Source organism: Microbacterium neungamense (assembly GCF_024971095.1).
Classification (GTDB): domain Bacteria; phylum Actinomycetota; class Actinomycetes; order Actinomycetales; family Microbacteriaceae; genus Microbacterium; species Microbacterium neungamense.
Genome location: NZ_CP069717.1, coordinates 1,752,129 through 1,771,863 on the forward strand (window position 1 = coordinate 1,752,129; position 19,735 = coordinate 1,771,863).

The following is a 19,735-nucleotide window of genomic DNA, read 5'->3' on the forward strand; positions in this document are numbered from 1 at the left end:
CGTACCGGAGCATGACGCCCCGGAGCCCGCAGAAGTCTACCAGAAAGCACCATGAAGTGACGATTCCGGGATCGGATGCCGCAGACGACGCGCGCCACGAGCGCTGGCAGGAGCAGGAGGAGGCCGCGGCCGCGGCGACGCGGGACATCGCGGACGTCGCCGCGGTGGAGGTGATCACGACCACCGCCGTGCACCTGATGAGCGCCGCGGCGGTGAAGGTCGGGCTGGCCGACGACCCGGATTCGCAGCGCGACCTGGACGAGGCGCGCAAGCTCATCAACGCCCTCGCCGGGCTGATCACCGCCGCCGCACCCGAGGTCAGCGACATGCACGCCCGGTCGCTGCGGGACGGCCTGCGCTCCCTGCAGCTCGCGTTCCGCGAGGCATCCGTCATCCCCGACCCGATCGGGCAGGGACCGGGCGAGAAGTGGACGGGTCCGGTCACCTAGCATCCGTGATCCGGCGGCTGGGAGGTTCCTTGCGCTCGCCGCGGATCCTTCCGATGCCCGGCATCCGCATCCGAGCACGCCGACGGATGGCGCCGCCGCGCACAGTCCGCGCGGAGATGTGCGCTACGCGCGGACGGATGCCGAAGATTCGGCCGCGGGAACCGCACAAGGCCGCGCGAACGCACACGGGATCCGTCGGCCTACGGCGCCAGGTTGGCTGCGCTCGCTCGACGAGCGGGGCGAGCGGGCGGGTCAGCTTGCGGCGGTGAGCTTGACGGTGAGGGAGTCCACGAGCACGGCGATGCGGTCGTCCGCGGCCCAGCGCTGGGCGAGGCGCGCCAGCACGGCGTCCAGGGTCTCGCGCTCGAGGCCGTCGACGAGGTGCAGGGTGACGACAAGCTCGGGGCCGCGCATCCGCGCATCGGGGTCGCCGGGCGCGACGGAGAGGTCGACGACGGCGAGTTCGTGCGCGACGCTGCGCTGCAGGGCGGCGAACACCTCCGGGGAGAGATGGCTGGGCTCCCAGCGCTGGTCCTGTGCCACCGCCCACACCGCGGGGCGGCGGATCACGAACTCGGTGTCCGAGGCCGGGTCGATCACGATCAGGTCGGTGTCGTCGCTGGACGCCGCCAGCGCGGCGCGGGTCGCCTCGACCGGGATCGGGCGGGCACCGGCATCCCACCGCGCCATGGTCTCCACCGAAGTGAACACCGGCTGCACGCGCCGGCCGTCCGGCGCCGCAACCGTGACGATCGACAGCTCCTGCGTCTTGTCGACGACCAGCCCGTGCGGGCCGACACCCTCCTCGCCCTTCGCCGCCAGCAGCGGGACGAGCACGCGGGCGCCGCGGAACGCGTCGACCACCTCGACCTGCGACCCCTCGCCGGCGCGGAAGCGCCGCAACGCGTCGAGCAGCGCCGGGTCGGCGGAGCCGTCGTCCGCGGCGTGCGGGTTCTCCTGGAAGCGGCGCCCCTCCCAGGGAACGCCGGCGGAGTCGCCCGCCGGATGGCAGGCGTGGTCGTCAGTCCCCGGCGACATCCAGCGCCTCGGCCAGGGTGAACGCCCCGGCGTAGAGGGCCTTCCCGATGATGGCGCCCTCGACGCCCAGCGGGACGAGCTGGCGCAGCGCCGCGATGTCGTCGAGGCTGGCCACGCCGCCGGAGGCGATCACGGGCTTCGGCGTGCGCGAGGTGATCTCGCGCAGCAGCTCGAGGTTCGGGCCGCGCAGCGTGCCGTCCTTGGTCACGTCGGTGACGACGTAGCGGCTGCAGCCGGCCTCCTCCAGTCGCTCCAGCACGTCCCAGAGGTCGCCGCCCTCCTTGGTCCAGCCGCGCGCCGCGAGGGTGGTGCCGCGCACGTCCAAGCCGACGGCGACGGCCTCGCCGTACCGGCTGATCACGTCGGCCGCCCACTCCGGGTTCTCCAGCGCGGCCGTGCCGAGGTTGATGCGCGCGGCGCCCGACTCGAGCGCCGACTCGAGGCTGGCGTCGTCACGGATGCCGCCGGAGACCTCGACGTTGACGCCGCGGAACTGCTTGATGACCTTGCGCAGGATGCCGGCGTTGCTGCCGCGTCCGAACGCCGCGTCCAGGTCGACGAGGTGGATCCACTGCGCACCCTGGGAGACCCACTCCCCCGCGGCATCGATCGGGTCACCGTAGCTGGTCTCGGTGCCCGCCTCGCCCTGCGTCAGGCGGACGGCCTTGCCGCCGGCGACGTCCACAGCGGGCAGGAGGATCAGGGAGGGTGACTGCGCGAAGTCGTTCATGTCGTCCTTGGGTGGATCAGAGGAGGCCCGGTCGCGGGCACGAATCAAGAGAGTAGTCCCGCATCGGGCGGGCGCCAAACCGGTGCGTTACAGGCTCTCCACCCAGTTGCGCAGCAGGCGGATGCCGGCCTGGCCGGACTTCTCCGGGTGGAACTGCGTCGCCGACAGCGGGCCGTTCTCCACGGCGGCGAGGAACCGCTCGCCGTAGGTCGACCAGGTGAGCGCCGGCTGCGGGAACGGCGGGATCACGTCGAGCTCCCAGGCCTTGGCCGCGTAGGAGTGCACGAAGTAGAAGCGCTCGTCCTCGATCCCGCGGAACAGCACGGTCCCGGCATCCGGCTCCACCGTGTTCCAGCCCATGTGCGGCAGCACCGGCGATTCCAGCCGTGTCACCGCCCCCGGCCACTGGCCGAGACCTTCGGTGTCGTGCCCGCGCTCGACCCCGTGCGCGAACATCACCTGCATCCCGACGCAGATGCCGAGCACGGGCCGCCCGCCGGCGAGGCGGCGCTCGATGATCTCGTCGCCGCCGCGCGCGTGCAGGGCGTCGCGGACGGCGGCGAACGCCCCCACCCCGGGCACCAGGAGGCCGTCGGCCTCCAGCGCGGCCTGCCGGTCGCCGGTCAGCTCGACGTCGGCGCCGGCGGCCGCCAGCCCCTTGACGGCGGAGTGCACGTTCCCGGACTCGTAGTCGAAGACCGCCACGCGCGGCGTGCGGGTCACAACGCCCCCTTGGTCGACGGGATGCCCTCGACGAGCGGATCGAGCGCCTTGGCCTGGCGGAAGGCGCGCGCGAAAGCCTTGAACTCGGCCTCGGCGATGTGGTGCGGGTCGCGTCCGCCGAGCACCCGCACGTGCACGGTGAGCCCGGCGTTCAGCGTGATCGCCTCGAACGCGTGCCGGACCAGCGATCCGGTGAAGTGCCCGCCGATGAGATGGAACTCGAAGCCTGCGGGCTCGCCCTCGTGCACGAGGAACGGACGGCCGGAGATGTCCACGACCGCCTGCGCCAGCGCCTCGTCCAGCGGCACGAGCGCGTCGCCGTAGCGCGAGATGCCGGCCTTGTCGCCGAGCGCCTGCCTGATGGCCTGGCCGAGCACGATCGAGATGTCCTCGACGGTGTGGTGGGCGTCGATGTCGGTGTCGCCGGATGCCCGCACGGTGAGGTCGGTGAGCGAGTGCTTCGCGAACGCGGTGAGCATGTGGTCGAAGAACGGCACCGAGGTGTCGATGCTGCTGCGGCCGGTGCCGTCCAGGTTCAGCTCGAGCTCCACGGTGGACTCGGATGTGCTGCGGTGGACGCCCGCGGTGCGGGGCTCGGAGGGGGCGGCGCTCATGACGCCGATCCTACCGAGGCGGTGTCGCCCACGGATGCGAGCGCGTCCAGGAAGGCGGTGGTCTCGGCCTCGGTTCCCGCGGTGACGCGCAGGTGGCCGGGGATGCCGACGTCGCGGATGAGCACGCCTCGGTCGTAGAGGCACTGCCAGACCGCCTTCGGGTCGTCCACTCCCCCGAACAGCACGAAGTTCGTCCACGATTCGTGCGGGCGGTAACCCAGCGCCTCCAGGGTGGCGGAGATGCGGTCGCGCTGCTCGACGATGTCGTCCACCATCCGCAGCATGGTCGGCGCGTTGCGCAGCGCTGCGACCGCGGCGGCCTGGGTGAGCGCACTGAGGTGGTACGGCAGGCGCACCAAGCGCAGGGCGTCGATGAAGGCCGGGTCGGCGGCGAGATAGCCGACCCGTGCACCCGCGAACGCGAACGCCTTGCTCATGGTGCGGGACACCGCGAGCCGCGGGCGGCCGTCGAGCAGGGTGAGGGCCGACGGAGCGTCCTTCGGCGCGAACTCCTGATACGCCTCGTCGACGACCACCACGCCGCGGGCGGCCTCGTAGACGGCCTCGACGACGTCGAGGCCGAGGGGTGTGCCGGTCGGGTTGTTCGGGGTGCAGAGGATGACGACATCCGGGTCGGCGTCCGCCACCTGGGCGGCGCCGTCCTCGGCACTCACCCGGTAGTCCGCCTCGCGCGTGCCGGCGATCCAGCGCGCGCCCGTGCCCTGGGTGAGCAGCGGGTACATGGAGTAGGTGGGGGCGAAGCCGAACGCGGTGCGTCCAGGGCCGGCGAAGGCCTGCAGGATGTGCTGCAGCACCTCGTTCGACCCGTTCCCGGCCCAGATGCGGTCGGGCGTGAGGCCGTGGCCGAGGTACTCGGCGAATCCCTCGCGGAGGAGGGTGAACTCGCGGTCGGGGTACCGGTTCACGTCACGCAGGGCCAGGGCGATGTCGTCGAGGATGTCGCTGGCCACCTCGTCGGGCACCGGATGCGTGTTCTCGTTGACGTTCAGTGCGACGGGGAGAGGGGCCTGCGGCGCGCCGTACGGTGTGAGCCCGCGCAGATCGTCGCGGAGGGGCAGCTCATCGAGGGAGGTCACCCTTCCCATGCTAGGACGAACCGCCGGGGCGCTCGGCGCGTGCGACGAACGGTTCCGAGCCGGGCGCGGCCGGCGTGCCGGCGGGTCAGTCCGCGCAGCCGGCAGGAGAGCCCGCGCAACCGGCGGCTCAGTCCGCGTAAGCAGCGGGGATGGCGATCTCACTGCCCGCCTGCACCATGCCGCCCGGCAGATTGTTCAGGCGGATGATGTCGTCGACGACGTCGCGCGGATCAGCGTCCGGCGCCACGTGCGCGGCGATCGACCACAGCGTGTCGCCCGGCATCACGGTCACGGTCTCGAACGACGCCCGGTACGCCTGCTCACCCGAGGCGAGGGCGGAGCCGCCCGCGAGCGCCGAGAAGGCGATGCCGGCGGCGAGCGGGGCGGCGGCGAGAGCGAGGAGCACCCGGCGTCCGCGTGCGGTGAGGCGGAGACGCGTGCGCGGGCGGGCGATCGGACCCTGGATGGCGATGGTGCTCATGTGCTGTGCTCCTCGATGTGATCGGCAGCTTCGCATCCGACCCTCGGCCGGGAGAGCCGGATGCGAAGCTACGTTCCGAATCTATCTTCGATATCGAACATCTGTCAACACGTCTTCGAAATCCTGTCAGGTAGGTCTCCGACACGCTCGAACAGATCTTCCGAAATCGTGAGGATCTCGGATACGGTTTCGATATCGACACCCCATCACGGGCCACCGACATTCGAACCCGGTCGCCAGCGACGGCGCACGAAGGAGCACAGATGAGCGAGAACAACGCCGCCGAAGCGCCGCGCACGCGCCGGCGCAAGAGCCTCAGCCCGAAGCAGATGGCGATCCTCGAGGTCATCCAGACCTCGATCGCCAAGCACGGCTACCCGCCGAGCATGCGCGAGATCGGCGACGCCGTGGGACTGAAGTCCCTGTCGAGCGTGACGCACCAGCTCGGTCAGCTGGAGCTGAGCGGCTACCTGCGTCGCGACCCGGGCAAGACCCGAGCGATGGAGGTGCTGATCGATCTGCCCGGGGCGAGCGGCGAGAATCCCGCCGACGCGGGCCCGGCCGTGGGCGACGCCGCGCTCGTTCCGCTGGTCGGCCGGATCGCCGCAGGGGTGCCGATCACCGCCGAGCAGCAGGTCGAGGAGATCTTCCCGCTGCCGCGGCAGCTCGTCGGGAAGGGCGAGCTGTTCATGCTCAAGGTCTCCGGCGATTCGATGATCGACGCCGCGATCTGCGACGGGGACTGGGTCGTCGTCCGCACTCAGTCGACGGCCGAGAACGGCGAGATCGTCGCGGCGATGCTCGACGGCGAGGCGACGGTGAAGACCTTCCGCCGCCGGGACGGTCACACCTGGCTGCTCCCCCGCAACTCGGCGTTCGAACCCATCCTCGGCGACGACGCCACCGTGCTCGGCAAGGTCGTCGCGGTGCTGCGCGCGGTCTGACGCCTCGCGCCTGATCCGTTCGGGGCGGGTTCTCACGTTCGGGGCGGTTCTCCGCCGCCCCGGGTGTGAGAATCCGCCCCGAACGCGTGGGGCCGGTCAGGCCGTGACGGCGACGTCCTCGCGGACGCGGCGCGTCGCCTCCGCGATGTTGCGCAGCGAGGCCACGGTCTCCTCGTAGCCGCGGGTCTTCAGGCCGCAGTCCGGGTTGACCCAGACCTGGCGCAGCGGCAGCTCCTCGGTCGCGCGACGCAGCAGCGTCTCGACCTCGTCGACGCTGGGCACGCGGGGCGAGTGGATGTCGTACACGCCCGGGCCGATGCCGTGGTCGAAGCCGGCCTCCGCGACGTCGGCGACGACCTCCATCCGGCTGCGCGCCGCCTCGATCGAGGTGACGTCGGCATCCAGGGCGCGGATCGCGTCGATCACCACGCCGAACTCGGAGTAACAGAGGTGCGTGTGCACCTGCGTGGCGGCGGCGGCGCCGCCGGTGGCCAGGCGGAAGGAGCGCACCGACCAGTCCAGATACGCCGGCTGGTCGGCCCGCTTCAGCGGCAGCAGCTCGCGCAGGGCGGGCTCGTCGACCTGGATGATGCCGATGCCGGCCTCCTCGAGGTCGGCGATCTCGTCGCGCAGCGCGAGGGCGACCTGGTTCGCGGTCTCGCCGAGCGGCTGGTCGTCGCGCACGAACGACCAGGCCAGGATCGTCACCGGCCCGGTGAGCATGCCCTTGACCGGCTTCGCGCTCAGCGACTGGGCGTACGAAGCCCAGGACACCGTGATCGGCGCCGGACGCGACACGTCGCCCCACAGGATGGAGGGACGCGTCGCCCGCGACCCGTAGGACTGCACCCAGCCGTTCTCGGTGACCGCGAAGCCGTCCAGATTCTCGGCGAAGTACTGCACCATGTCGTTGCGCTCGGGCTCGCCGTGCACCAGCACGTCCAGTCCGAGCTCCTCCTGCAGCGAGACAACGCGGTCGATCTCGGCCCGCAGGAAGTCCTCGTAGTCCTCCTGCGGCAGCTCGCCGCGCAGGAACTGCGCCCGCGCCCGGCGGATGTTGCCGGTCTGCGGGAAGGAGCCGATGGTCGTCAGCGGCAGGGCGGGCAGGTCCAGCGCCTGCTGCGCAGCCTCGCGCTCCGCGTACGGGGCGCGGGCGAAGTCGGCCTCGGCGAGCCCGGCGGCGCGCTCGCGCACGGCGCCGTCGCGCACACCGGGTGCGGTGCGGCGGTCCTCGAGCGCGGCGGATGCGGCGTCGAGCTCTGCGGCGATGGCGTCGCGGCCCTCGGCGAGACCGCGCGCCAGGGTGACCACCTGGCCGACCTTCTGGTCGGCGAAGGCGAGCCAGGAGACCAGGCGCGCGTCCAGCTTCGACTCGTCCTCCACGTCGTGCGGCACGTGCAGCAGCGAGGTCGACGTGGCGGCGGTGACCGCCGCGGCGCCCAGCGTGCGCAGCGCCTCCAGCTTCGCGAAGGCCGCGTCGAGGTCGCCGCGCCAGATGTTGTGACCGTCGATCACGCCGCCGACGAGGGTCTTGCCCTCCAGGCCCGGGGCTCCGGCCGGGATGCCGCCGCGGACGAGGTCCACCGCGATGGCCTCGATCGGTGCGGCGGTGAGGACCGGGAACGCCGCGTCGAGGGCGGCGTACGGGGCGGCGACGAGGATCGAAGGGCGGTCCTGCGCACCGCCGAGGACGGCGAGGGCGCGCTCCGCGGCATCCGCGAGGGCCTGCGGCGACGCCGGCAGCGACTCGCTCACCAGCGCCGGCTCGTCCAGCTGCACCCAGGCGGCGCCGGCGGCCTTGAGCGCCGCGAGCAGTTCGGCGTACACGGGCAGCACATCGTCGAGGCGGGAGAGCGGGTCGAAGCCCTCGGGCGCGTCATCGGATGCCTTCGCCAGGGCGAGCAGGGTCACGGGGCCGACGACGACGGGGCGCGTGCGGAAGCCGGCGTCCGCGGCCTCGGCGACCTCGCGCACGAGGCGGTCGCTGGAGAGCGAGAAGTCGGTGTCCGGGCCGATCTCGGGCACGAGGTAGTGGTAGTTCGAGTCGAACCACTTCGTCATCTCCAGCGGCGCGCGGTCCCCCTCGCCGCGCGCGATGGTGAAGTAGGCCGGCAGGCCGATGCGGCCGTCCTCGTCGCGCAGGTCCTCGAAGCGGGCCGGGATCGCGCCGACCGTGACCGCGGCGTCGAGCACCTGGTCATAGAAGGAGAACGACTCCGGGATCGAGGAGTCGTCGCGGCCGAGGCCCAGCGCGGCGAGGCGCTCACGGTTCGCCGCGCGCAGCTCCGCGGCGGCGGTCTCGAGCGCGGCCTCGTCGATGCGGCCCGCCCAGAACGACTCGACGGCCCTCTTGAGCTCGCGGCGGCGTCCGATCCGGGGGTAGCCGAGGATGGTCCCGTCGGGGAAAGCGGTCATGGTGTTCCTTTCGATGAGAACTGCAGGGCGGGGATGATCCCGGCTTCGGCGAGAACCTCGAGCACGGTCTCGTGCTGGTTGAAGGCGTACAGGTGCACTCCCGGTGCGCCGCCGGCGACGACGGCTCGCGCCAGGCGGGCCGCCCACTCGATGCCGATGCGGCGACGGCCCTCGGCGGTGGGCTCCACCTCGAGCGCGACGGCGAGCTCGCCCGGCAGCTCCTCGCCGGTCAGCTCGAGCACGCGAGCGAGCCGGGCGGGCGAGGTGATCGGCATGATGCCGGGCAGGATCGGGATGGTCACGCCGGCGCGGCGGGCGCGCTCCACGAAGGCGAGGTAGTCGTCGGGGTGGAAGAACAGCTGGGTGATCGCGAAGGTGGCGCCCGCGGCCTCCTTCGCCAGCAGCGCCTCGACGTGCTGGGTGCTGTAGGCGGAACGCGGATGCCCGTTCGGGAAGGCGGCGACGGCGATGTTCACCTTGCGGCGGGGCGCGACGCGGACGGCGCCCGGATTGCCCGGGACCGGGGACTCCTCGTACGGGGCGCGCTCGGCCTGCACCCGGTCGATGAGCTGCACGAGCTGCGCGGCGCTCTCCAGGTCGCCGAGGAACGGGTCGCCCTCGTCCTGACCGGCGGGCGGGTCGCCGCGCAGGGCGAGGAAGCTGAGGATGCCGGCGTCGAGGAACTCGCGGATCAGCCGGGTCGCCCCGGCGTAGGTGTTGCCCACGCAGGTGAGGTGCGCGAGCGGCTCGACGTCGGTGTGCTGCCGGATGTGGCGGAGCACTTCGAGCGAGCGCCCGCCGGTGGATCCCCCGGCCCCGTAGGTGACGGAGAGGAACTCGGGCCCGACCGCCGCGAGCTGCCGGATGGTCTCGTGCAGGGCGTCCGCGTTGGCGGGTGAGCGCGGCGGGTAGAGCTCGAAGGAGAACGGCACTCGGGCCATGGTGCTGCTCCTCCTCCGGCTCGTCGGTCACGTCCTCCAGCAGGGTAGAACGGCCCCGGAACCGGGCGCACACTGTGTGACGCCATGTGTCGCACGGTATGACGGTGCATGTCGCGCGACGCCGCGGCGTGCCCGGCCGGATCGCACTCGGCCGTGTCGCGGACGGGCTGCTGGCTAGGCTCGGAGTCATGTCCGGCTCACCCGCATCCCTCCCCTACGGCTCCTGGCCGTCGCCGTTCACCGCCGCCCGCATCGCGCAGGCGTCGCCGCGCATCGACGGTGCGCGCTTCGTCGGCGAGGAGATCTGGTGGGGCGAGTCGGTGCCCGCCGAGGGCGGGCGGGTGAGCGTGCGGAGCTCGTCCGGCGCGGAGGTGCTCCCCGCGCCGTGGAGCGCGCGCTCGCGGGTCCACGAGTACGGCGGTGGGGCCTGGACGGCGGATGCCGAGGGCACTCTCTTCTTCGTGCACGCCGCCGATCAGCGGGTGTACCGGATGCCGCGCGGCGGCGAACCGCATCCGCTCACCGCTCCGGGGCCGCAGCACGGCGGCCTGTCGCTGCAGCATGGCCGGCTGCTGGCTGTGCGCGAGAACCTGCGCGAGCAGCCGCACCGGCGCGGGATCGTGGAGATCCCGGTGGACGGCTCCGCCGCCGCGGGCGAGGCGCGCGAGCGGGTGCTCGTGGACGGTCCGGGCTTCTTCGCGCATCCCGCGCTGTCGCCGGACGGCACCCGGCTGGCGTTCGTGGAGTGGAGCGGCACGCGGATGCCGTGGGAGGAGGCTCAGTTGACCGTGCTCCGCCTCGCCGACGGGGCGCGCACCACCGTCGAATCCCGCGCCGCGCTGCAACCGGAGTGGGTCGGCGAGGGCGGTCTCCTGTTCGCGGACGACCGTTCCGGCCGCTGGAACCTGCGCCGGCTCACCGTGGACGGCATCGGCGTGACCGACGACGCGGCGGTGGCGCCGGCGGATGCGGACACCGGCGGCGGCCTGTGGGTGCTCGGCACCCGCTGGTACCGGCCGCTCGACGACGGCCGCATCGTCGCGGTGCGCACGCACGGTGCCGACGAGGTGGTGCTGCTCTCCCCCGACCTCCCGGACGCTGAGCCCGGCCCGGACGCTGAGCCGGGCCCACGCGCCGGAGGCTCCGCGCGCCGCGTAGCGGCGGGTGGAGGGGGCGTGGGGATCGACGCGTCCCCCGCCCCGGCATCCGTCCACCGCCTCCCCGTGCCGGCGACGAGCGAGGTCAGCGTCGACGACGTCTCCGGCGACCGCGTGCTCGTCTCCGGGGTGGGCGCCGAGGTCGCGCGCGGCCTCTGGCTCCTCGAACTGAGCTCCGGGGCGGCGACCGCGGTCCGCGGCGGTGAGCCGTCCGACCCCGCGTGGATGCCAGCGGCCCGGCCGGTCACCTTCGAGGGCCCGCACGGTCCGGTGCACGCCTTCGACTACCCGCCCGCCAGCCCGGACGCGAAGGGCCCGTCCGGCGAGCGCCCGCCGTACATCGTCATGGTGCACGGCGGTCCCACCGCGCACGTCGCCGGCGCCGCCTCCGCCGCCTACGCCTTCTGGACCAGCCGCGGGATCGGCGTGCTCGACGTCAACTACGGCGGATCCACCGGGTACGGACGGGCGTACCGGGAGCGCCTGGACGGGCAGTGGGGTGTCGTCGACGTCGACGACGTGATCGCCGCCGCCCGCGGACTCGCCGCCTCGGGCGCCGCCGATCCCGCCCGCATCGCGATCCGCGGCGGATCCGCCGGCGGCTGGACGGTGCTCAGCGCCCTCGTGCGCGGCGGGGCGTTCGCCGCCGGGATCAGCCGCTACGGCGTCGCCGACCTGCGGATGCTGGCCGCGGAGACGCACGACTTCGAGAAGCACTATCTCACCGGGCTGGTGGGTCCTCTGCCCGAGGCCGAGGACGTCTACGTGGCGCGGTCGCCGCTCACGCACGCCGACCGGATCGACGTGCCGGTGCTGCTGCTGCAGGGCGAGGACGACCTGGTGGTGCCGCCCTCGCAATCCGAGGCGATCCGGGACGCGCTGGCCGCCCGCGGCATCCCGCACGAGTACGTGCTGTACCCGGGCGAGGGGCACGGATTCCGGCGCGCGGAGACGATCATCGCGTCGCTGGAGACCGAGCTGCGCTTCCTCGGCCGCGTGTTCGGGTTCACGCCCGCGCTCTGAGAGCGTGGGCCCGGCCGGGTGCTACTCGCCGAGGCGGTTGCGCAGCCGCATGGCGCGCTCGGCCTCGCGGTTGTCCTGCCGCTCTCGCAGCGCCTGGCGCTTGTCGTACTCGCGCTTGCCCTTCGCGAGCGCGATCTCGACCTTCGCCCGGCCGTCGGAGAAGTACAGCCGCAGCGGGATGAGGGTGTAACCGCCGGCCGAGACCGCGTGCTCGAGCTTGAGGATCTCCTCACGGTGCAGCAGCAGCTTGCGCACCCGCTTGGCGGAGTGGTTCGTCCAGTGGCCCTGGGTGTACTCCGGGATGTGCACGGCGTCGAGGAACGCCTCGCCGCCCTTGATGTACGCGTACCCGTCGGACAGGTTCGCCCGGCCCTGGCGCAGCGACTTGACCTCGGTGCCGGTGAGCACGAGGCCGGCCTCGTACGACTTCTCGAGGTTGTAGTCGTGGCGCGCACGACGGTTGGTCGCGATGAGCTTCTCGCCGCGTTCCCTGGGCATGGTTCTCTCCTGGTCCGCGCCGTGCGGGGATCGCACGCGCCCGGAGGCGCGTGAGGGCACGGCAGCCCATCAGCTTACACTCCGCCGCCGCGCACGGCGCAGCGGGCTCCGCTCCGCCACCTCGGCAGCCGGCGCCGGTGATCAGGTGCGCAGCCAGCGCCGGATCGCGAAGCCGGCCGAGAGCGCGGCGAGCACGACGCCGATCCCGATCAGCACGGGCACGACGACCGCCGCCTCCTGCATCCCGACCAGCGGCCGCATGAACGGCACGCGAGCCGACAGGTACCCCTCGACGCCGAAGTGCACGCCCGCGACGACGGCGCCGCTGGCGAGCAGGGAGCCGAGGAAGGCGGCGAAGACGCCCTCGAGCACGAACGGCGTCTGGATGGAGCGGTTCGATGCGCCGACGAGACGCATGATCCCGATCTCCTTCCGCCGTGCGTAGGCGGAGAGCCGGATGGTCGTCGCGATCAGCAGCACGGCCGCCACCAGCATGAGGGCGGCGATGCCGACCGCGATGTAGGTCGCCACGGTGAGGGCGGAGAAGAGCGGGTCGAGGTAGCGGCGCTGGTCGGTGACGGCGTCCACCCCGGGCTGACCGGTGAACGCTTCGACGATCACCTGCGACTGGCCCGGGTCCTTCAGGGTGATCTGGAACGCCTCGGACATCTGGTCGAGGGTGAGCACGCTCGCCTGGTCCTCGCCCAGCTGCTCGACGACGTTGGCGAGCGCCTCCTCCTTGGACTCGAAGCGCACCTCACTGATCAGCGGCGCGAGGGCGGGTCCGTCGATCTGGGCGCGCACCTCCTCCAGCTGCTCGGGGGTCGCGGCGCCGCCGACGCAGCTCTCCGACTCCGAGACGGAGGAGCACATGTACACGGTGACGGCCGCGCGCTCGCCCCAGAAGGCGCGCATGGTTCCGATCTGCGCCTGCATGAGCATGGCGGCGCCGACGAAGGTGAGCGAGACGAAGGTGACGAGCACGACGGAGATCACCATGGAGATGTTCCGCCGCAGGCCGAGCAGGGCCTCGGTGAGGATGAGACCGACGTTCACGACGTGGGACCCACTTCCTCGTCATCGGAGTCCGACAGGCCGAGGCGGTCCGCGACGCCGAGCTCGGCGACCTCCACCTCCGGCAGCACGATCGGGTGCGTGCGCGGCCCGGTCCTCGGGCGCGGCGGTTCGGGCGCGGAGGGCGTGCCCGGTTCCGGGGCCGGCGGGGCGGCCGGGGCCGGGCTCGGAGCCGGCGCTGCGCCCGGGGTGCGGGCGGGCTCGGCATCCGTGCGTGCCGGGCGGGGCGCGGCGTCCCCGGCATCCGGGGCCTGGATCGGCTGGATGCTCGCGGTCTCGCGCTGCACCTCCTTGACCGCCGTGAGCGCCGCCGCGGCGGCCGCGCCGCGGACCGCTTCGGGCGTGAGCCGCGGGATGTTGGAGGTGTCGCCGTATCCACCACCCGATTCGTCGCGCACCATCTCGCCGTCGCGCAGCTCGATCACGCGACGCTGCATCTGGTCGACGAAACCGGCCTCGTGCGTGGCCATCACCACGGTCGTGCCGCCCGCGTTGATGCGGGTGAGCAGCTGCATGATGCCGACGGAGGTCGCCGGGTCCAGGTTCCCGGTCGGCTCGTCGGCGAGCAGCACCTGCGGCCGGTTCACGATGGCACGGGCGATCGCGACGCGCTGCTGCTCGCCGCCGGACAGCTCGTGCGGCATCCGCTTGCCCTTGCCCTCGAGGCCGACGAGCTCGAGCGCCTCGGGGACGGCCTGCTGGATGAACCCGCGGGACGCGCCGATCACCTGAAGCGAGAACGCCACGTTCTGGTACACGGTCTTGGACGAGAGCAGCCGGAAGTCCTGGAACACCGACCCGATGTGGCGCCGGAAATAGGGCACCTTGCGGTTCGCGAGGGCCCGCAGGTCGCGGCCGAGGACGGCGACGCGGCCGGAGGTGGGCACCTCCTCCCGCAGGATCAGGCGCAGGCAGGTGGACTTCCCCGACCCGGAGGCGCCGATGAGGAAGACGAACTCCCCGCGCTCGACCTCGAAGTCGACGCCCGCGAGCGCCGGTCGTCTGGTGCCGCGGTAGCGTTTGGTGACGTTCTCGAACCGGATCATGGCCATTCGAGCCTAAGCGCGCTCCGCCCGTGGCGGATCAGCGACACTCCCCGCGCGGGATGGGCAGGGCTCCACATCGTGCGGCGTCGCCGGTGACTGCTATACAGGTTATTGCGCGATCGCGCCGTGACGGGGGTCGCTCATGCGACGCGAGCAGGAGGAGGGTGCCATGAGCGTTCCGGCGGGATGGTACGACGACGGATCAGGACGCCAGCGCTGGTGGGATGGCACGCAGTGGACGGAGCACTTCGCCCCCGAGCAGCCGCAGACCCAGGAGGCGCAGACTCCGCAGGCGCAGCCGGCCTCCGAGTCGGCCGAGGCCGCAGCGTCCGCCGAGTCCGCCGAGTCTGCGGAGTCCGCCGGGGCCGCGCAGTCTGCGCAGTCGGCCCCTGGCACGGAGTCCGATCAGGCGGCATCCGGCCCTCACGCCGAGCCCGACGCCGAGGACGCGTCGCCGGCACCCGGCCGCGACGACGTGGTCCCTCCGCCGACGGAGATCCCGGCGGAGACGACCGCCTTCCCGGCGCCCGGGGCCTCGCCGGCGTACGCGCCGCCGGCATCCGGGGGGTATGCGGCGCCGGGCTACACCGCCCCGCCCGCTCCCGGCGCCGGGGTGCCCCCGTACGCGGGACCGGCGGCTCCGGGCTACCCGGGCGCCGCACCCGGCGGTCAGCCGCCCTACGCCGCACCCGGCGGTCAGCCGCCCTACGGGGCGGCCCCCGGCTACGGTGCGCCGGCGTACGCGACGGCCACCGCGCCCGGGCCGCAGAAGCAGCCGATCGTCGGGTATGTGGGGCTCGGCCTCGCCGTCGTCGGCACGATCCTGGCGTGCATCTTCATCACCTTCGGCCTCGGCGTCTTCGTGCTGTTCGCGGCGTTCGTGGTGTCGATCGTCGCCCTGTTCCTGAAGAACACCCGCAAGTGGCCCGCGATCACCGGCCTCGTCCTGTCGATCGTGGGCGGCATCGCCGGCACGATCCTGTTCCTCGTGATCGTCATCAGCACCGCCAGCCAGCTCGAGGACTTCGCGGACGGGTTGCCCAGCGCGCCGCCGATCGACGAGCCGGCCGAGACGGGTGAGGGCTCCGCCCCGGTCGAGGAGGGCGCCCTCGGCGAGCCGGTCGCCGTCGTGCAGATGGACGGCACCGCGGAGGTGACGATCCGCAGCGCCACCTGGGGCGTCGACAACGGCTCGGACATCGGCATCGACGCCGTCAACGGCGGCTACCTGATCCTCGACGTGCTGTGGGAGGGCGTCGAGGGCACCACGAACGCCAACCCGCTGTACTTCAGCGTCCTCGACGCCGAGGGCAACGAGGGCGACTTCGACTTCATGGTCGACGGCGCGCTGCCCGGCGACTCCGTGCAGAGCGGCGACCAGGTGGAGGGACTGGTGTCGTTCGACGTCGCCGAGTCGCCGTCGTACACCGTGATCATCACCGACGAGCTGCTGCAGGAGGTCGCGCGCGTCGACGTCACCGCGACGGCACGCTGACCCTCCCCCAGACGACGGATCCCCCGGGCGCCGGCCCGGGGATCCTCGCGTTTCGGACGGGTGTCTCAGTCCTCGCTCTTGCGCTTGCGCCAGCGGATGCCGGCCGAGATGAACCCGTCCAGGTCGCCGTCGAACACGGCGGCGGGGTTGCCGGACTCGTGGCCGGTGCGCAGGTCCTTGACGAGCTGCTGGCCGTAGAGGAAGTAGGAGCGCATCTGGTCGCCCCAGCTCGCGGTGATGTTCCCGGCGAGCTCCTTCTTCTTCGCCGCCTCCTCCTCCTTCTGCAGGAGCAGCAGGCGGGTCTGCAGCACGCGCATGGCGGCGGCGCGGTTCTGGATCTGCGACTTCTCGTTCTGCATCGACACGACGATGCCGGTCGGGAGGTGGGTGATGCGCACCGCGGAGTCGGTGGTGTTCACCGACTGCCCGCCCGGGCCCGAGGAGCGGAACACGTCGACGCGGATGTCGCCCTCCGGGATCTCCACCTCGGTGGCCTCCTCCATCAGCGGGATGACCTCGACGGCGGCGAAGGAGGTCTGCCGCTTATCGGCGGACCCGAACGGGCTGATCCGCGCGAGGCGGTGCGTGCCGGCCTCCACCGACAGGGTGCCGAACGCGTAGGGGGCGTCCACTTCGAAGGTGGCCGACTTGATGCCGGCGCCCTCGGCATAGGAGGTGTCCATGACCTTGACCGGGTAGCCGTGCTGCTCCGCCCAGCGCAGGTACATCCGCATCAGCATCTCGGCGAAGTCGGTGGCGTCGTCGCCGCCGGCGCCGGAGCGGATCGTGATGATCGCGGCGCGGTCGTCGTACTCGCCGTCGAGCAGCGTCTGCACCTCGAGCTGGTTGATGGTCTCGGTCAGCGCGGCGAGCTCGGCACGCGCCTCGGCGGCGGACTCCTCGTCCTGCATCTCGTTGGCGAGACCGACGAGCACCTCGAGGTCGTCCAGGCGCTGCTCGACCTCGGTCACCCGCTTCAACTCGGCCTGCTTGTGGCTGAGCGCGCTGGTCACCTTCTGCGCCTTCTCGGGATCGTCCCAGAGGTCGGGCGCGCCGGCCTCCTCGCTGAGGCGCGCGATGTCCTCGCGCAGGGAGTTCACGTCGACGACCTCACGGATGTCGCCGAATGTCTGTCGCAGGGCCTGGATGTCGGCGGAGAGATCGAGTTCGAGCATGGCACTCCAGCCTATCGCGCCGCCGCTCCCCCGCGCCGCGCCCGGTCGCGGGTAGCGTGTGGGGCGTGACCACATCCGCGGCGACCGTCCTGCGCAGCTTCGGGCCGATGGTGTACGCGCCCACGGTGCTGTTCTCGCTGGGCGAGGGAGCGGTCATCCCGCTGATCCCGGTGCTGGCCACGCAGCTGGGCGCCGGCGTCGCGGGCGCGGCGCTCGTGGCTTCCGCTCTCGTCGTCGGGCAGCTGTGCGGCAACCTGCCCGCCGGGTGGGCGGTGGCGAGGATCGGCGAGCGGATGACGATGGCGGTGGCGGGCCTGGTCGCCATGCTCGCCGCGACCGGGATGCTCCTCGCGCCGGCGCTGGGCCTGTTCACCGCGGCGGTGTTCCTGCTCGGGTTCTGCGCCGCCGCGTTCGGGCTGGCGCGGCACGCGTTCATGACGACGCGGGTGCCGCCGCGATTCCGCGCGCGCGCGCTGTCGCTGCTGGGCGGCAGCTTCCGGCTCGGGATCTTCGTCGGCCCGTTCGTCGCGGCCGCGCTGATCGGGCTGTTCGGCGGCGAGCGCTCCTCGATCTGGTTCCTGCTGGCGTGCCTCGCGGTCATGGTGGTGCTCGTCCTGGTCGGGCCGGACCCGGAGAAGAGCGCTCCGCCGATCACGAAACCCACCGACACGCCGTCCGAGGAGGACTCGGGCGAGCCGGTGAGCGGCTCCATCCCGACCGTGGCGCGGCACGGCGTGTTCCGCACGATGTGGGAGTACCGCGCGGTGCTCTCCCGGCTCGGGCTGGCCGCGGCGTCCCTGTCGGCGGTGCGGTCGGCGCGTCAGGTGGTGCTGCCGCTGTGGGGTGTGACGCTGGGCCTCGACGCCGAGACGATCGCCCTCGTCGTCGGCGTCTCGGGGGCGATCGACTTCGCACTGTTCTACGCCAGCGGCCAGGTGATGGACCGGTTCGGCCGGTTGTGGGCGGCGATGCCGGCCATGCTGCTGATGGGGTCGGCGTTCCTGGTGCTCGCCGTCACCCACGCCCTCGACGCGGGGATGCTGTGGTTCGGCATGATGGCGGCGGTGCTCGGTGTCGGCAACGGCCTCTCCAGTGGCATCCTGCTCACCCTCGGCGCGGACCTCGCGCCGACGCGGACCCCGGCGCCGTTCCTCGGATCGTGGCGCACGCTGACGGATGCCGGCGGCGCCGTGGCGCCGCTGATCGTCTCGGCGGTGACCGCGATCGCGTCGCTGCCGGTGGCTGCCGGGACGATGGGCGGCCTGGCCCTGCTCGGCGCCGCCGGCTTCCTGCGCTGGATCCCCCGCTACGTCCCGCGCCGAGACTGACAGGTCTATTCGAGGGCGGTGCGGGTGGTCGCGGTGGCCTCCAGCGGCACCCCGGCGGGCACGAACGCGGAGACGAGGGGCGGATGCCAAGCGGCGCCCACCGTGACCCGAGCCGAGACGCCGTCGGGGGTGCCGGCGGCGAGGAGCGCGACCCCGGGTGCGGTGCCGGCGATGACGGCGGCGGCCTGCTCCTGCACGCCCGCGTCGGTGAGCTCGGCGCGGACGGCGCCGCCCTCCACCTGCAGCGTGAAGCCGTCGGCGCCGGCCAGCGCCGCGGCGTCGGCGACCGCGTCCAGCCGCTTCTGCGCGATGTAGAGATCGGTCGCGCAGACGCAGACGAGCACCACCGCGACGGCGAGCAGCACGTAGCCGAGGATCAGGGGCAGGATGCTGCCGTCCTCGTCGCGTCCGAGCGCCGGCCGGAGCCGCATCATCCGCTCCCCCACAGTCGCGAGATCTTCTGCGCCGCCTGCGCCTCGATCGGGATGGAGGCGAGCCGGTCCAGGCCGAACAGCGGCGGCAGGAGCGGCAGGCTCACCCGCGTCCGCACAGTCACCACGACCACGGCCCCGGCATCCGGGCACGGGTCGGTCGCCGGCGCGCAGGACATCGACACCTGCACGGCATCCGCCTCCATGCCGTACTCGCGGACGACGCTCGCCAGCACGGCGTCGCCGCGGGCGGCGGCGGTCTCGGCATCCGGCGCCTGCCCGATCACGCGGGCGGTGTGTCGGGCGGCGGCCTCGGCCCCGAGCGTCTGCTCCTGCACGGCGCCGAGCGTGATCACGAGGTACACCAGCGGAACCAGCAGCAGCAGTCCGACGACGATGAACTCCAGCGCAGCGGAGCCCTCCTCTCCTCGCGCCCGCGCGTTCACCCGCTCCTCATTCCCCGCCGAGGGTCTCGACCGGTGCACGCCCCTCCACCTCCAGTCCGTACGGGATGCCGATGAGCCCCAGGACGGGGAGCGTGGTGCGCACGCGCACCACGACGGTCGGATGCCCGAGCGCGGTGTCCTCCCCGACCGTGACGTCCTGCGCGTACTCGGCGCCGATCGCCCGCTCGATCACCGCCCGGGTGCGGGCGACGCCCTCCGCGGGTGCGGTGTCGGCGAGCGCGGCATGATGCGCGCCCTCGACGGCGGCGTCGTGCACGACGTTGCGGACGTACACGGCGAACGCGACCTGCAGCACGGCCAGGGTGAGGGCGGTGAGCAGCGTCCCGACGAGCACGAACTCGACCGGGGTGGAACCCCGGTCGTCGCCGAGCATCCGCCGCCGCATCGCGCTCAGAGCCCGGAGACCCGGCCGATCGCCTGCTCGAACAACGACACCAGCGCGGGGCCGGCGACCGCCCAGATCACGACGACCAGGGCGGCGGTCATCAGGGTGACCAGCACCCAGCCGGGCACGTCACCGCGCTCGTCCTGAAAGGTCTCTCGGGCGCTCGCGCGGAGGGCGGCGTACCATCGTCCGATCGTCGACATGGGCAGCTCCTTGGGTCGGGG

21 protein-coding genes are annotated in these 19,735 nt (G+C 72.7%); 5 read left to right on the forward strand and 16 right to left on the reverse strand.

The window, feature by feature from the left end:
- The first annotated feature begins 11 nt into the window (after positions 1-11).
- Positions 12-449 (forward strand): DUF1844 domain-containing protein, encoded by a 438-nt coding sequence (locus JSY13_RS08470; RefSeq protein WP_432806402.1) that lies wholly within the window; start codon positions 12-14, stop codon positions 447-449.
- 252 nt (positions 450-701) lie between these two features.
- On the opposite strand, the gene JSY13_RS08475 is transcribed toward JSY13_RS08470, so the two are convergent.
- From JSY13_RS08475 to JSY13_RS08500, 6 genes are all read right to left on the reverse strand, one after another.
- The gene (locus JSY13_RS08475; RefSeq protein ID WP_259606273.1) at positions 702-1,487 is read right to left on the reverse strand and encodes an SseB family protein; all 786 of its coding nucleotides are present in this window, start codon (positions 1,485-1,487) and stop codon (positions 702-704) included.
- On the reverse strand, positions 1,471-2,217 hold the full coding sequence (gene priA / locus JSY13_RS08480) for a bifunctional 1-(5-phosphoribosyl)-5-((5-phosphoribosylamino)methylideneamino)imidazole-4-carboxamide isomerase/phosphoribosylanthranilate isomerase PriA (RefSeq protein WP_259606274.1): 747 nt from the start codon (positions 2,215-2,217) through the stop codon (positions 1,471-1,473). Before priA ends, JSY13_RS08475 begins: the two co-directional genes overlap by 17 nt.
- An 87-nt stretch (positions 2,218-2,304) precedes the next feature.
- The gene (hisH, locus tag JSY13_RS08485; RefSeq protein WP_259606275.1) at positions 2,305-2,940 is read right to left on the reverse strand and encodes an imidazole glycerol phosphate synthase subunit HisH; all 636 of its coding nucleotides are present in this window, start codon (positions 2,938-2,940) and stop codon (positions 2,305-2,307) included.
- A complete protein-coding gene (hisB, locus tag JSY13_RS08490) occupies positions 2,937-3,554 on the reverse strand; it encodes an imidazoleglycerol-phosphate dehydratase HisB (protein WP_259606276.1) in 618 nt (205 codons plus the stop codon). The genes hisH and hisB overlap by 4 nt, the downstream gene beginning before the upstream one ends.
- The gene (locus JSY13_RS08495; RefSeq protein ID WP_432806403.1) at positions 3,551-4,651 is read right to left on the reverse strand and encodes a histidinol-phosphate transaminase; all 1,101 of its coding nucleotides are present in this window, start codon (positions 4,649-4,651) and stop codon (positions 3,551-3,553) included. Before JSY13_RS08495 ends, hisB begins: the two co-directional genes overlap by 4 nt.
- Positions 4,652-4,778: 127 nt before the next feature.
- Entirely contained in the window at positions 4,779-5,132 is a 354-nt protein-coding gene (locus JSY13_RS08500; protein WP_259606278.1) for a LysM peptidoglycan-binding domain-containing protein, read from the reverse strand.
- Between the two features lie 263 nt (positions 5,133-5,395).
- Between JSY13_RS08500 and lexA the strand changes: the two genes are divergently transcribed.
- Complete coding sequence (lexA, locus tag JSY13_RS08505; protein WP_259606279.1) at positions 5,396-6,076, forward strand: transcriptional repressor LexA; 681 nt, start codon at positions 5,396-5,398, stop codon at positions 6,074-6,076.
- A 96-nt stretch (positions 6,077-6,172) separates the two neighbouring features.
- Here the strand turns inward: lexA and metE are convergent, their stop codons facing one another.
- Both metE and JSY13_RS08515 read right to left on the reverse strand, forming a co-directional pair.
- Entirely contained in the window at positions 6,173-8,491 is a 2,319-nt protein-coding gene (gene metE, locus JSY13_RS08510) for a 5-methyltetrahydropteroyltriglutamate--homocysteine S-methyltransferase (protein ID WP_259606280.1), read from the reverse strand.
- Complete coding sequence (locus JSY13_RS08515; protein ID WP_259606281.1) at positions 8,488-9,432, reverse strand: methylenetetrahydrofolate reductase; 945 nt, start codon at positions 9,430-9,432, stop codon at positions 8,488-8,490. Before JSY13_RS08515 ends, metE begins: the two co-directional genes overlap by 4 nt.
- Positions 9,433-9,620: 188 nt before the next feature.
- Here JSY13_RS08515 and JSY13_RS08520 point away from each other — a divergent pair, with 188 nt between their 5' ends.
- Positions 9,621-11,612 carry a S9 family peptidase gene (locus JSY13_RS08520; protein ID WP_259606282.1) on the forward strand — a complete coding sequence of 664 codons (1,992 nt, stop codon included), beginning with the start codon at positions 9,621-9,623 and terminating at the stop codon, positions 11,610-11,612.
- A gap of 21 nt (positions 11,613-11,633) precedes the next feature.
- Here JSY13_RS08520 and smpB read toward each other — a convergent pair whose 3' ends face one another.
- The 3 genes from smpB to ftsE form a co-directional block, all read right to left on the reverse strand.
- Positions 11,634-12,110 carry an SsrA-binding protein SmpB gene (smpB, locus tag JSY13_RS08525; RefSeq protein WP_259606283.1) on the reverse strand — a complete coding sequence of 159 codons (477 nt, stop codon included), beginning with the start codon at positions 12,108-12,110 and terminating at the stop codon, positions 11,634-11,636.
- 141 nt (positions 12,111-12,251) lie between these two features.
- Positions 12,252-13,166 (reverse strand): permease-like cell division protein FtsX, encoded by a 915-nt coding sequence (gene ftsX, locus JSY13_RS08530; RefSeq protein ID WP_259606284.1) that lies wholly within the window; start codon positions 13,164-13,166, stop codon positions 12,252-12,254.
- Positions 13,163-14,230, reverse strand: a complete 1,068-nt coding sequence (gene ftsE, locus JSY13_RS08535; protein ID WP_259606285.1) for a cell division ATP-binding protein FtsE — start codon at positions 14,228-14,230, stop codon at positions 13,163-13,165. The genes ftsX and ftsE overlap by 4 nt, the downstream gene beginning before the upstream one ends.
- A 169-nt stretch (positions 14,231-14,399) precedes the next feature.
- Between ftsE and JSY13_RS08540 the strand changes: the two genes are divergently transcribed.
- The gene (locus JSY13_RS08540) at positions 14,400-15,725 is read left to right on the forward strand and encodes a DUF2510 domain-containing protein (protein ID WP_259606286.1); all 1,326 of its coding nucleotides are present in this window, start codon (positions 14,400-14,402) and stop codon (positions 15,723-15,725) included.
- 65 nt (positions 15,726-15,790) lie between these two features.
- On the opposite strand, the gene prfB is transcribed toward JSY13_RS08540, so the two are convergent.
- Positions 15,791-16,900 carry a peptide chain release factor 2 gene (gene prfB, locus JSY13_RS08545; protein WP_259606287.1) on the reverse strand — a complete coding sequence of 370 codons (1,110 nt, stop codon included), beginning with the start codon at positions 16,898-16,900 and terminating at the stop codon, positions 15,791-15,793.
- 107 nt (positions 16,901-17,007) lie between these two features.
- On the opposite strand from prfB, the gene JSY13_RS08550 reads away from it, so the two are divergent.
- Positions 17,008-18,228 (forward strand): MFS transporter, encoded by a 1,221-nt coding sequence (locus tag JSY13_RS08550; RefSeq protein ID WP_259608173.1) that lies wholly within the window; start codon positions 17,008-17,010, stop codon positions 18,226-18,228.
- 5 nt (positions 18,229-18,233) lie between these two features.
- On the opposite strand, the gene JSY13_RS08555 is transcribed toward JSY13_RS08550, so the two are convergent.
- The 4 genes from JSY13_RS08555 to JSY13_RS08570 are packed head-to-tail and all read right to left on the reverse strand — an operon-like array spanning position 18,234 to position 19,714.
- Complete coding sequence (locus JSY13_RS08555) at positions 18,234-18,662, reverse strand: pilus assembly protein TadG-related protein (RefSeq protein ID WP_336297678.1); 429 nt, start codon at positions 18,660-18,662, stop codon at positions 18,234-18,236.
- Complete coding sequence (locus tag JSY13_RS08560; protein WP_259606288.1) at positions 18,659-19,105, reverse strand: TadE family protein; 447 nt, start codon at positions 19,103-19,105, stop codon at positions 18,659-18,661. Before JSY13_RS08560 ends, JSY13_RS08555 begins: the two co-directional genes overlap by 4 nt.
- Before the next feature lie 7 nt (positions 19,106-19,112).
- Complete coding sequence (locus JSY13_RS08565; RefSeq protein ID WP_259606289.1) at positions 19,113-19,499, reverse strand: TadE/TadG family type IV pilus assembly protein; 387 nt, start codon at positions 19,497-19,499, stop codon at positions 19,113-19,115.
- A 17-nt stretch (positions 19,500-19,516) separates the two neighbouring features.
- Positions 19,517-19,714, reverse strand: a complete 198-nt coding sequence (locus tag JSY13_RS08570) for a hypothetical protein (RefSeq protein WP_259606290.1) — start codon at positions 19,712-19,714, stop codon at positions 19,517-19,519.
- Between the last annotated feature and the right edge of the window lie 21 nt (positions 19,715-19,735).